This is a genomic window from Parabacteroides sp. Marseille-P3160 (assembly GCF_900162725.1).
Classification (GTDB): domain Bacteria; phylum Bacteroidota; class Bacteroidia; order Bacteroidales; family Tannerellaceae; genus Marseille-P3160.
Genome location: NZ_LT799418.1, coordinates 226,427 through 239,366 on the forward strand (window position 1 = coordinate 226,427; position 12,940 = coordinate 239,366).

Here is a 12,940-nt window from a genome sequence, read left to right on the forward strand (position 1 = left end):
TTGCCAATCTTTTAAAGCTGTCTTACCATAGCAAAGAAACCTTAGAGTATTTATCATACAGATGTATACTCTCTGTCATTCCTTACTAAACACAAGTAACTGTTTGACGGCTATAGAACACGTGTTTGACAGATGTGAAACACGTGTTCTATATTCGTCAAACACCTGATCGAATTAACCGGTCAGGCAAACGCAGGATTTTACTCTTCCGCTTTTAATACTTTTCCACCGATAAGTATTATCTTATTATCTTTTAAAAAAATTCAAAACAGAAAATGGTAGTCATAATGGCTTGTTGAAAGCGTTGATAGTTTTTCATTCCTATCATTGCTTATGTCGTTATTAAGAATTTAAATTCAATAATGAAAAGGTTATGAACAAGTAATGAATATAGTAGATTATTGGTAATATGTATATTATATTGATTTATCTATTTTTTGTTAATATAGCTGCGGTGAAGAAAAAAAATGAATTTGAGCATTTGAAAACAGTCGATAAGATGAGTTCATAAAATCTCTATAAAAAATAGTAATTATTTCGTAATAATATCGTAATAATTATATACGGAAATAATATTAGGACATGAAATAGTATGAGCGAAATTTTATTCACTAGTTATCTACTCTCTATTAACAAGTTTTCAAAGGTGATTATTGAAAACTTTTAGCGCGATGCTCGGATTAAATAAGACTGTATATTTTATTCACAATGATTTCGTTTCTTACTAAAACGATTTCTGCGCTACATATACTGCTTCGTTTGGAATTCGTTGTTTTAAAACCGATTGCTAAAAAATATTTAATTGATAATAATCAAATTATCTCTTTTTTATACCTTTTATAATTTTAGTTTCTCCTCCTTTGGTTTGTAAACGGAAAAAATAATTACCTACAGGCAATGAACTTGTATCGATTACATCCGAAGGAAAATCTATTTGAAGAGCCAATCGTCCGGCGGAAGAATATATGCTAACCTGACGGATCTCTTCCGTACTGATTAACTGCACTTGGTTTGAGAATATGGTAGGGACTATATTTAATTGATTCTTTATTAAATCAATATTTTCATTGGCTACAGGTACAGGATCGCTTTCCTTTCCCTCTTCCATCCCATAGAGAGCGGTTACGTAGTAGATATGATCACTGCCATCTATATTTTTATCTGTATATTGGGTAGGATTCGGCGGAATGGTTGAAATAAGATTATTATCCCGGTAAATCTTATATCCTGTGAGTTCGGGGAAAGCAGCCGGCAAGGAACTTTGGCTCGTGGAAGTCGTTTTTATGCTTTCATTCAATGAAGAAGGAATAGATTTTAATAAGGCAGTTTTACTAGTTTTGCTTTTTTGAATAGAAAGAGCAGAGGAATAACTACTTGTTTTTAATTCTCCTTCCTCCGATGAAAGAATAGCTGATAAATAAAAGTTATTATCAAAATCATTATCATATAAACTTTCCCAGGTAGTTCCGTCAAGGGAGAATATATCTCCTTTGCCGGCAATGCTTGGTCCGTTATCGATAATGGCCGGGTAATCTTTTTCACCATACTTTGAGGCATAGAAGGAAACTATCAAATTTTTTGAAGAATCTAAAACGAATGGAGTCGTAAGGACAACATTATAAAAATGATCAATTTTTAAATTAGTAAGTGTTTGCCTGTATCCCTCTCCACCCTGGGTAATATACAGTACATAATCTGTGTTCTCCATAGGAATGAAGTTCACCGAAATAATTGTTTTTTTATGCAAAGAGGCTATTTCGGTTTTATCCCATCGTTGCCCGAAATAAAAGGGAGTTCCTCCGAATCCTATTTTAAATAGGCTGTCTTCGTCGTTTCTCCAATAAATATTTTGTGTATATACGGGAGCTTTCCAATTCAAAGTTATTTCTGTTGCATTTATACGTTTGGCCGTTAAATCAGTAGGTTGTTTGTACTCTGTTATATAGATGGAAGTAAAAACAAATGAAGATTCGTTTCCGTCTGAGTAAACAGCTGAGACGCTATAGGTTTGTGAACCGTATTCGGGAGAGGAATCCACAAAACCGGTTGTTTCGGTTGAACCTATAAAAGTATTATTTGCATAGACATTATAATAGCTGACGGAAAGCGATGTTACCGGGGCGGTCCAGTTCAAAGTAACTTTTTGGTTGGCGAAAGAAACCGTAAGATTAGTAGGTGTTGGATTAGAAATATTGGCATATCTTCCCGCTAAAGTTGTCGCTGAACCTTTTCCTATAGGATCCAGATAGATGTCCATCCGTGTAGAATCCGTCGGATATTTATCCCAATGATAGCTGAGTTTTCCGTAAAGGTTGTCGCCCTCCGGTATAGTACATTCGGAGTTTCCTCCCGTAAGGCTGCCTACTACCAATTTACTTTCATTAAAGAGAGGAGATCCGGAAGATCCCCCTTCCGTTATGGAATGTCCGTTGGTTGTTTCGACAAAAATTACATCCCAATGGGCATTTTTTGTTCCTGTTGTTCCATTCGTACCATTGAATGTATAACTTTTGGCCGGCTTGTTGAAGGTCGAAATCTTTTTGTAATCTCCTTGCGGGTGATGGATGGAAACTCCTGACTGTGCAGGCGTATCCCTCCGGTCCCATCCGTTATAGTAAACGTTATAGCTTTCGGGAATAGACGTATTCAACAAAAGAAGTAAGCCGTCCGATCCGCTTTGAATCGGAGTATAGGCGATGCGCTTGCATCCTACCATCGTTTTGTAAATTATTGGGAGCGAAGTATTGTCACAACTTTCCCGCTCCAGATGAAAATAGAAAGCCCATTTTTCCATATCAGCAGCCGAAGCAACGGTAGATTCATTCATAGAACAATGGTATGCTGACAGGATATAAGGTTTTAAGTCTTCCGCCGTATTGTTTAAAAGAGAAGCGGAACAGATATATGAACTGTTTCCTATTTTTTGGATGGTATGGCAAACTCCCTTTTTCTCCGCTTGCCAGGCATTGCCTTCTTCACAGTTGATATTGACTTGGCAGGATCCCGAAGTACTCTTCAAAGAAGAAGCATTATGACTGATGTATAAATGATTATATCCATAACCGATTCCTTCTATTTCTATCTGAGGCTCTTCTCCGCTTTCGGCCGGTACATATTCGAGAATGAGATCGTCTCCGGCTATAAATTCAGTGGCAAAACCACTGGTCTTGGGAGGATTGGTTTGGTAAGTATAGGCTCCCAATACCTGGCTTTTTTCCATATTATAGATGAAAAGCTTACCTCCTTGGGGAATGTAAAAGCGTTTGTAGTAAAGCATCAAAGCAATGGCGTTTTTAGCCTGGATACGAAGTTGGCAGACTTTTTGTCCGTTGGCCAACGTAACCCATTGGCCTGAATCTTGGAGATTCAATTCGGCCGGAAGGATGGTAGCTACTTTCAAAGGAGCCCCTTGGGATACCTTCCATGCGTCTACTGTCTTCAAGTCTTCAACGCTGAAGTCAATAGGTATGGAACGGGCGGCCACAGCGCTTTTCAATAAGGATGTATGTTCGAAACTGGGAGGAATGCCTCCTTCACTAATTTGCGACGACAGCATAAAAGGAAAGTACAAAAACAATCCCAATATATAGGTGATAGGTAATAATTTCTTTTTTATCATGTTTATATCTTAATATAAATTTGTTTTTTGTAGAGGAAATATCCCGGAATCCAGTTAATCGTGACGAAGAAAATAGCCCAGGCCAATGAACCTCCGTAATTACCGAATAACGGAAAAAAGAGATTGTCTGTCATGAATCGTGTTACGCCGATAAGGCTGAAGACAGTAGAGAGCATAGATCCCTGCACATAGAGATATAGAGGATTGATACCGAACGATTCGAAGAAAAGCGACCATTTCCGCTTTTTATTGATGTCGATGATCCAGATGAGCAATGCCAAAAATTGGGATGCAAATCCGCAGGTAGTCAAAGCAAAAGTACTGCTCCATATTTTTTTATTGATAGGACAGGCATAATTCAATAAGAGTCCGGCAAAGAGAAGGATCGTTCCGTAAATGAATAATTGACGGATAATCCGTTCGTTATCTTTTTTACTCATCAGGATGATGCGTCCTGCATAAAATCCGAGGAGTACGTGGCCTATGCTGCCGATACAACTCAGCAATCCTTCCGGATCGAAAGCGATTCGCGTCCCGTCCGCCAACGTATCGTGGTACATATGCGTTTCCCCCAGGATAGCCCGGTCTATTACGGCAATGAGGTTGCTTTCGCTTAAGGTGAGGCTGTCCGTTGCAGTCAGTAGGACGGCGTAAAAAAGCAAAATACCTCCGGCGACATGTAAAAGATATTTATGATTGATGGACAGTCCGATAAGCGATCCGAAGCCATAAGCTAGCGCAAGCCGTTGCATTACCCCTAGAATACGCAGGTTTTCAAAACCGGTAAAACCGTTCCGGCAGAGATGGCCGAATAAGTTGAGGCCAAATCCGACAAGAAAAATCAATGCCGTTCTTTTAAGTATTTTCCGGACACTTTCTCTTGAAAGTTTAAAATCATATTTCTTAAGGGATAGAAACATGGAAACTCCCATGATAAACATGAAGAAAGGAAAAACCAGGTCGGTGGGCGTCAATCCGTCCCAAGGCATGTGGCGGAGAGGGGTATAGACATATTGCCAGGAGCCCGGATTATTAACCATGATCATACCGGCGATTGTAATGCCTCTCATCACATCGAGAGAGAGCAGTCTTCCTTGAGTTGCCATAATTTTATATTAGAATGAAACATATATGAGAATCATTGTTACAAATATATTGATTCTGTTTTTCATAGAATAATGATTGATGTTAAAAGAGATTGGATCGTATGAAAACGATTTCATATTATTTTAGTATATTTGCTATGCAAATCTTGAAAAAAGCTTCCTTGTGGCAAATTTTGAAATAAAAATAATTGGTTGTGGATCGGCCCTGCCTACCACCCGTCATTTACCTACCTCCCAAATTATCGATTTGAGAGAGAAAATCTATATGATCGATTGTGGAGAAGGTACGCAATTGCAAATGCGCAGGATGCATATCAAATTCAGCAAGATCAGTCACATTTTTATTTCGCATATTCACGGGGATCATTGCTATGGATTACCCGGTTTGATCTCTACCTTAGGTATGCTTGGGCGTACGGGTGAGTTGATGATCCACGGTCCGAAAGAAGTGGAGGATTATCTGCGGCCAGTCTTGCAAACTACCTGCAACCGCCTACCCTATCAGGTCTGCTTCAATTGGGTGGATACAACCAAACATCAACTGGTGATGGAAGATCGTTCGGTTTCCGTTTACAGCATTCCATTGAAGCATCGCATCGCTACCAGTGGATATCTTTTTGTTGAAAAGCCTTCGGAGCCGCATTTGATCAGTGAGATGATCGATTTCTACAAAATACCTATCAAAGAACTTCAATACATCAAGCAAGGCGCTGATTATGTTACGCCGGAAGGGGAAGTCATCCCTAATGAACGATTAACCCGCCCGGCGGATCCACCCAAACGTTATGCTTATTGTTCCGATACGGCCTACCAGCCGGAAATCGTTCCGATTATAAAGGAGGTGGATTTGCTGTATCATGAGGCTACTTTTGTAGAGGCGGATCTTCCCCGTGCAAACCAAACCTATCATTCCACGGCCCGGCAGGCCGCAAAGATAGCCCAGAAAGCCGGGGCCAAACAATTGGTTATCGGCCATTATTCGGCCCGCTATGAAGATACCGCCCTTTTGCAACAGGAAGCCGACTCGGTCTTTCCCGGAACCATCCTGGCGGAAGAAGGGATGATGATCTCCCTACGATAAAAAAATAGGTAAAAAGCTATATTCTGGAGATTATTTTGTATGTTTGTAGCATATTAGGAGTGGAATATATGGTAAAAAAATTTCTACTTATTTGTATATGCGGATTCTTATCTTTCCCGGTTTTGATGCAAGCGCAGAAATCGGTAGCGACGACGCATAGCCTTACCATCCAGTCTACCGATTCGATTGAGATCATAGTGGCAGATAACCGGATTATTATCAATAATGCGCCGATAGGCAGCAAACTTCAGATTTATAGCGTAGTCGGTGTAAAGGTAAAGGAAATTGAAATCAAACAACCTTCCGGCGAATATCTTCTTAATATTGCCAAGGGATATTATATTATCCGTATCGGCGAAACCGTTCGGAAAATAGCCATTCGCTAAATACTTCCTTCTTATTTTACGACCAGGATCTTGCTGACGACTCCTTCATTTCCTTCCGGAGTGGCAGCGAGGACAAGATAGATACCGGTAGAGACACGTTCGCCCTTGCCATTGCGGCAATTCCAGGTGGCTTGCCCCCCTACGGATTTAGTCTGATAGATCAGATTGCCGTTGATGTCCGTTATTTTCACATTCGAATCCATCATTAATCCGGTGATTGTTACCGGACCGTCAAAGTCCGGACGTACCGGATTGGGATACGCATAGACATCCGAATAGTTGCTGCTGGCTTCCGTTCCTTCCGCCATATAGGAAGCAATGCCTTTGTCGGTTCCGAAAAAGACTTCTCCCGTACGGTCATTAATTGCAATGCTTTGAATGGTATTGGAAGGAAGGGGGGAATTGGTGGTCGTGAAGTTCTCGATCGTTTCTGTTCCGTCAGCACTTAGTAGGAAAACGCCGGAACTGCTGGTTCCCAACCATTTCCGGTTTCCTCCGTCGACGGCAATCGTCGTAACGCTTTCCCCGTCTAAAAAGGCATAGGGAAGGCCGTCATCTCCCATGCGGATGATGCGTGAAAAGAAGGCCGATCCATCGGTAGTGAGGACGCGCTTCGGGTTGGAACATAGGATAGGGCCCTTATTGCTGCCTATCCAGATCACCCCATTTTTATCCTCAACCATGCAATAGAATTCACTGGCGGAAATAGTTTCGTTGGTTACAGTGATAAAAGCGTTGATATTCTTGTATTGGTCATCGGAAGGATCGTCAGCGGTTCCGTTCGGATTCAAAACAAAAAAACCGGCAGGTGCTTTACTGGTACGAAAGATATTAACCCAGACATGTCCTGCAGAAGTAATCAGGATTTTGTCCGTCATATCGTTGTTTCCCAAGTAAGGAAGCCCTGTCAGGGTTCCGTCCGCTTTTAATATTTTAATTCCGTTTAATTGGCTGTTGGAATTGGTCATCCAAAGGTTCCCCTCTTTATCAAAAGCAAGCCCTTCTACACGGACCGTACTCGAAGGGTCTCCCCCTTCATAATATTCTAATCCGTCTTTTGAACCATATAATTTAACGAAAGCGTTCTCTTTGAATTCAAGCAGACCTTCTCCAAAAGAGGAAATAAAGAAATGTCCCGTATCTTTCGGATCGATGGCGATATACATGAAATCATAGCATACGACACCGGCTTGTCTGTTTATTTCGTTCTCATCGAAGCTATACCAAGTATCGTTTTGGTAAGTCATTAACGTTCCCGGATTGTAATAGGGCACACCCCGTCGTCCGCCACCGGTGACGTAGAGTTTCTGGTCTTGAAAGGCCATGTAAGCTGCTAAATTACGTTTCGGACTATTTGTTTGGAGATCGGAGAGGAATACTTCGTATTGATAGGGGCTTTTGTATTGGTAACCGCTTAGCCCCTTGCTTCCGCCGGCAATCCAATATTTTCCTCCTCCGAAAGAAGAAACACCTTTTACGATCTGTGCGTTCACGGTTTCAAAAGATGTCAGGTCGTATAATACATAGAAATTAGTGGAAGAATAAGCCAAGAGGCGGTCTCCTTCCAACAACATGTTCTGAATATTGTTGGTTCTCAGTATATTTATTATCTCTCCGTTTGCGTTTTGATAGTAAATTCCATTTCCCGCTACACAAAAGCAGAGGACATTTTTATAGAGGCTTATCTGGACAATGTTCGAATCGGAAAATTCGGGAGAATTCAGCGAATAAAGCTTCCAGTTATTCGGGTCGATCAGGTTGTCTCCGATAGCCGCCCGGAAGATCCCGCTGCTGGTAGCGGCATAGATGAAGTTATCTTTCATGCAAACCGACCGGGTCGGCTTGTTTAGGCGATAGGTTTCTACCACCTCCCCTTTCGACAGGTCGAGAACCAGAATGCCGAATTGAGTGGAAAGGTAAGCCAATTTATCTTTAAAATAGATGGAGTTGACCTCTTTGTCCGGGATAGACGTACTGTTCTTAAGGTCGGGAACATTCTTTATTCCTTCCTCCCCCATGATATCGATGTTCTGGTTGGCATACACGATTAAAAGGCACTTCGCTGTCGTATTATAGCGGATATGACTGATCTCCGTATCGTTTAGCCCGGTTTGCCTGGAGTAGAAACTTACTTTGCCGTCTTCTTTCCCATAGCTGAAGAGGCTGCCGTTGGAAATGGCGAAGACTTGCTGGGAGGCTTCTGCTACCGCTGTCGTTTCATAGTAGGCGAAATGCATTCTCCATTCGCCGATCGCCTGGGCGGAAAGGCCGGACAGGATGCCTGTGAAGCATAATAAGAAATAGATGATTCTTTTCATTTTATACAGATATTTTGGATAAGAATTCACCCATCTTCCTGATGGCAAGGGCCCGGTGGCTGATTTTATTTTTCGATTCGTTTCCCATTTCGGCAAAGGTTTGGTCATATCCCTCGGGGACAAAGATAGGATCGTAACCAAAGCCGGCGGTTCCCCATCTTTTTTCGGTTATATGTCCATTGATAATCCCCTCGAAGAGGTATTCCCGCCCTTCTAACAACAAAGCGATTATCGTATGAAAGCGGGCCTTCCGATTGCTTTCTCCCTCCAATTCCCGGAGCAACTTTTGCATATTGGCTTCCGAGTCATGGGCGGGGCCGGCGTAGCGGGCGGAGTAAACGCCCGGTGCATAGTCCAATGCCTCGACCTCCAGTCCGGTGTCGTCGGCAAAGCAGTCTTTTCCATAATGTCTTTTAACATAATATGCCTTTTGCAGGGCATTTCCTACCAGTGTTTCGGCTGTTTCCGGAATTTCTTCCAGGCAATGGATATCCTTTAGGCTGGCAAGCTGTACGTGTTGGCCGAGGAGCGCCTTCGCCTCCTCCAATTTATGGGCATTATTAGTCGCAAAAACGATTGTTCTCATCCTTTTGTTTTTATAAAAAAAGCACTTTTGTCACGAATATATAACGGACAAAAGTGCTTTTAATTGTTTTTTGGGAGGTTTATGTTTTCATCTGGTCGAATCCCTCTCCATAAACGCCATGCACATTACTTTGCGAAATAAAGGCATGGCTGTCGATGGCTTTGATCATCCGGAAGATCGTGATGGATTCGGTCTTCTTGGCCAAAAGGACAATCACTTTAATCGGTTTTTGGGAATATCCCCCTTCTCCGTCCAGCAGAGTACATCCCCGATGTAAGTCTTTGATGATTCGTTCTACGATCTCGTCATATTTTTGGGAGAAGATAAGAAATTGTACGGACTGGCGGTTGGCGTTCAGCACGGCATCCAGAATATAATTATTGACGACCATTTCAACGAATCCGTAAACGATTTTCTCTACATCCTGGAAAATGAGATAGGAAGAACTGATGATGATCAAATCACAAAACAGTAAGGCCCTCCCGATCGAGATGTTCTTATATTTATTGATGATCATTCCGATAATATCAGTACCGCCCGTGCTGCCGTTGGCCGAAAAGATGAGCCCCAATCCCCCTCCGCAGATACAACCTCCGATAATGATCGACATAAAAGGCTGGTCGTCGATAATAGGTTTGCCTCCCAGCAGCCATTCAAAGAGCGAAAGGGAGAAAGAGAGGGCGAATACACCGAAAATAGTATTCAGTATAAATCTCAATCCCATGATTTTATAGGCAATGGCAAGCAGGAGGACATTGACCACTAAATAAGAGATGGAAACCGGAATCTTTGTTGTGAAAAAGATCAGGGAACAGATACCTGTCAAGCCGCCGGGAACCACTTCGTTCGCAAGGATGAAGCCGTTGAAACCAAAGCCGAAAAGCAGTGTTCCGACCAGTATCAGCACATAGTCCCGAATCGGGTGATAGATACTTGCGAATGATTTCATTAAAGTACTATATTTACAATTTTCTGAGGAACGACAATCACCTTCTTAGGGATTTTTCCTTCAATCCATTTGGCTGAATTTTCATGGCCCAACGCCGCTTTTTCCACCTCTTCCTTCGGCAGGTCAGCCGGCAATTGGATCGTAAAGCGAGCCTTTCCGTTGAAGGATACCGTATAAGTCGCCGTGTTTTCAACGAGGTATTCCTCTTTGAATTCAGGCCATGCGGCGTCACAAACGGTGGTCGTATTTCCTAATACATGCCATAATTCTTCGGAAAGGTGCGGTGCAAAGGGAGTCAGAAGGATTACGAAAGGAGAAAGAATCTCCCGCTTCGTGCACTTCAGGGCGCTTAGTTCGTTGGCACAAATCATAAAGGCGCTGATCGAGGTATTGAAAGAGAAATTTTCAATATCCGAGGTGATCTTTTTGATCAGCTTGTGCAATGATTTCAGTTCTTCCGGTGACGCTTTTTCGTCGGTTACCCGCAGGGTATCTGTATTTCCGTAAAACAAGGCGATAAACTTTTTCAGGAACCGGTGCACCCCGTCGATTCCGTTCGTATCCCAAGGCTTGGATTGTTCCAATGGACCTAAGAACATTTCGTACAGACGTAGGGTATCCGCCCCGAATTTTTCCACGATATCGTCTGGGTTGACTACATTATACATGGATTTGGACATCTTTTCCACCGCCCATCCGCAGATGTATTTACCGTCTTCCAGTATAAATTCGGCGTTTTTATATTCCGGACTCCAGGCTTTAAAAGCCTCCAGGTCCAGTATGTCGTTGGATACGATATTGACATCTACATGCAACGGAGTGACGTCGTATAAGTCTTTTAGGTTCAACGAAACAAAAGTATTCGTGTTATTGATCCGGTAGACAAAATTACTCCGCCCCTGAATCATTCCCTGATTGATTAGTTTCTTGAACGGCTCCGGTTCGCAAACCAAACCGATATCATATAAAAATTTATTCCAGAACCGGCTGTATATCAAATGGCCGGTAGCATGTTCCGTTCCACCGATATATAGGTCGACATTTCTCCAGTATTGGTCGGCTTTTTGCGAAACCAATGCCTGATGGTTATGCGGATCCATGTAGCGCAGATAGTAGGCGGAGGAGCCGGCAAAGCCGGGCATCGTGCAAAGTTCCAATGGGAAAACGGTCTTATGGTCAATCTTATCGGTCGGAGCTAATTCCTGTTTCTCCCGGTTCCATCCCCAGCGTGTGGCGCGTCCCAGAGGAGGTTCCCCGCTTTCCGTCGGGAGGAATTTATCGACTTCCGGGAGTACTAAAGGCAATTTGTCAATCGGTAACGTTTGCGGCAGGCCGTTTTCATCGTAGTAAATGGGGAAAGGTTCTCCCCAATAGCGCTGGCGACTGAAGATGGCGTCACGCAGGCGGTAGTTGACCTTTACTCTTCCCAATCCTTTTTCCTGGATATAGGCTTTCGTTTCGGCAATGGCCTCTTTGACCTCTAATCCGTTGAGAACTAATCCTCCGGGTATTTCTTTTCCTTTTTGGGGAGAATTCATCATTTTTCCCTCTTTGGCGTCAAAACTCTCTTCGGAGATATCACAACCTTCAATCAACGGGATGATCGGAAGGTTGAAATGTTTAGCAAAAGCATAGTCGCGGCTATCATGGGCCGGAACCGCCATGATAGCTCCGGTTCCGTATCCCGCCAGTACATAATCGCTGATCCAGATCGGAATTTCTTCTTTCGTCAAAGGATTAACGGCATAGGAACCGCTGAATACCCCCGTCACGCTGCGGTCGGCAATTCGTTCCCGTTCGGTCCGTTTCTTCGTGGCAGCCAGATAGGCGTCTACATCAGCCTGCTGTTCAGGAGTGGTCAGCAAAGGAACCAGCTCGCTTTCGGGCGCCAAGACCATAAAGGTGACGCCGAAAATCGTATCTGCGCGGGTGGTGAAGACGGTAAATCCGTCGCATGTTTCCTCTCCCGCCTTTATAGATCGCGGTGCGATCGGGAATCTGACTTCCGCTCCTTCGCTCCGTCCGATCCAGTTCCGTTGGGTCTCTTTCAGCGAGTCCGTCCAGTCAATTGTATCCAATCCGTCCAGCAATCGCTGTGCATAAGCCGAAACGCGCAGGCACCATTGGCGCATTTTCTTTTGTTCCACCGGATAGCCTCCCCGGGCGGATAGGCCGTTGATTACCTCGTCATTTGCCAGTACGGTGCCTAGTTGTGCGCACCAGTTGACCATCGTTTCGCCTAAGTAAGCAATCCGGTAATTGAGCAGTATTTCCTGTTTTTCCTGATCGCTTTTCGCCTTCCATTCTTCCGCCGTAAAATGAAGTTTTTCTCCGCAAGCCACGTTCAGCTTGTCCGCTCCTACTTGTTCGAAAGCGTATATCAACTCGTCGATCGGACGCGCCTGCTGTTCGTCTAAGCAATAATAGGAATTGAACATTTGAATGAATGCCCATTGGGTCCAATGGTAATATTCCGGGTCGCAAGTACGGATCTCACGGCTCCAATCATAAGAAAATCCGATTTTATCCAATTGTTCGCGGTAGCGGTTGATATTCTTTTGGGTCGTCACGTCCGGATGTTGTCCGGTCTGGATCGCATATTGTTCGGCGGGAAGTCCATACGCATCGTAGCCCATCGGATGCAATACATTGTAGCCTTGCAAGCGTTTGAAGCGGGAATAAATATCAGAAGCGATGTAACCGAGCGGATGGCCCACATGTAGTCCGGCTCCCGAAGGGTAAGGGAACATATCCAATACATAATACTTCGGCTTGCTAGGGTCTTCTTTTACCTTATAGACTTCGTCGGCAATCCATTTTTCGCGCCATTTCTTCTCGATTTCTTTAAATGCGTATTCCATAGATTTTGTATAATTAATAAAAGCGGCTGTTTTA

8 protein-coding genes are annotated in these 12,940 nt (G+C 43.3%); 2 read left to right on the forward strand and 6 right to left on the reverse strand.

Annotated features, from left to right (window positions below):
* Window positions 1–817 precede the first annotated feature (817 nt).
* Entirely contained in the window at window positions 818–3,619 is a 2,802-nt protein-coding gene (locus BQ8014_RS01000; RefSeq protein ID WP_080902722.1) for a T9SS type A sorting domain-containing protein, read from the reverse strand.
* 2 nt (window positions 3,620–3,621) lie between these two features.
* Window positions 3,622–4,725, reverse strand: coding sequence for an acyltransferase family protein (locus BQ8014_RS01005; RefSeq protein WP_080902723.1), 1,104 nt, complete (start codon window positions 4,723–4,725; stop codon window positions 3,622–3,624).
* A 163-nt stretch (window positions 4,726–4,888) separates the two neighbouring features.
* Between BQ8014_RS01005 and BQ8014_RS01010 the strand changes: the two genes are divergently transcribed.
* Both BQ8014_RS01010 and BQ8014_RS01015 read left to right on the forward strand, forming a co-directional pair.
* Window positions 4,889–5,806, forward strand: coding sequence for a ribonuclease Z (locus BQ8014_RS01010; protein WP_080902724.1), 918 nt, complete (start codon window positions 4,889–4,891; stop codon window positions 5,804–5,806).
* A 68-nt stretch (window positions 5,807–5,874) separates the two neighbouring features.
* Window positions 5,875–6,192, forward strand: coding sequence for a T9SS type A sorting domain-containing protein (locus tag BQ8014_RS01015; protein WP_080902725.1), 318 nt, complete (start codon window positions 5,875–5,877; stop codon window positions 6,190–6,192).
* 11 nt (window positions 6,193–6,203) lie between these two features.
* Here the strand turns inward: BQ8014_RS01015 and BQ8014_RS01020 are convergent, their stop codons facing one another.
* From BQ8014_RS01020 to leuS, 4 genes are all read right to left on the reverse strand, one after another.
* Complete coding sequence (locus BQ8014_RS01020) at window positions 6,204–8,510, reverse strand: type IX secretion system anionic LPS delivery protein PorZ (RefSeq protein WP_160150000.1); 2,307 nt, start codon at window positions 8,508–8,510, stop codon at window positions 6,204–6,206.
* 1 nt (window position 8,511) lies between these two features.
* Window positions 8,512–9,096, reverse strand: a complete 585-nt coding sequence (locus BQ8014_RS01025) for a non-canonical purine NTP diphosphatase (RefSeq protein WP_080902727.1) — start codon at window positions 9,094–9,096, stop codon at window positions 8,512–8,514.
* A gap of 79 nt (window positions 9,097–9,175) precedes the next feature.
* A complete protein-coding gene (locus BQ8014_RS01030; protein ID WP_080902728.1) occupies window positions 9,176–10,045 on the reverse strand; it encodes a YitT family protein in 870 nt (289 codons plus the stop codon).
* Window positions 10,045–12,906 carry a leucine--tRNA ligase gene (gene leuS / locus BQ8014_RS01035; RefSeq protein WP_080902729.1) on the reverse strand — a complete coding sequence of 954 codons (2,862 nt, stop codon included), beginning with the start codon at window positions 12,904–12,906 and terminating at the stop codon, window positions 10,045–10,047. Before leuS ends, BQ8014_RS01030 begins: the two co-directional genes overlap by 1 nt.
* Window positions 12,907–12,940 lie beyond the last annotated feature (34 nt).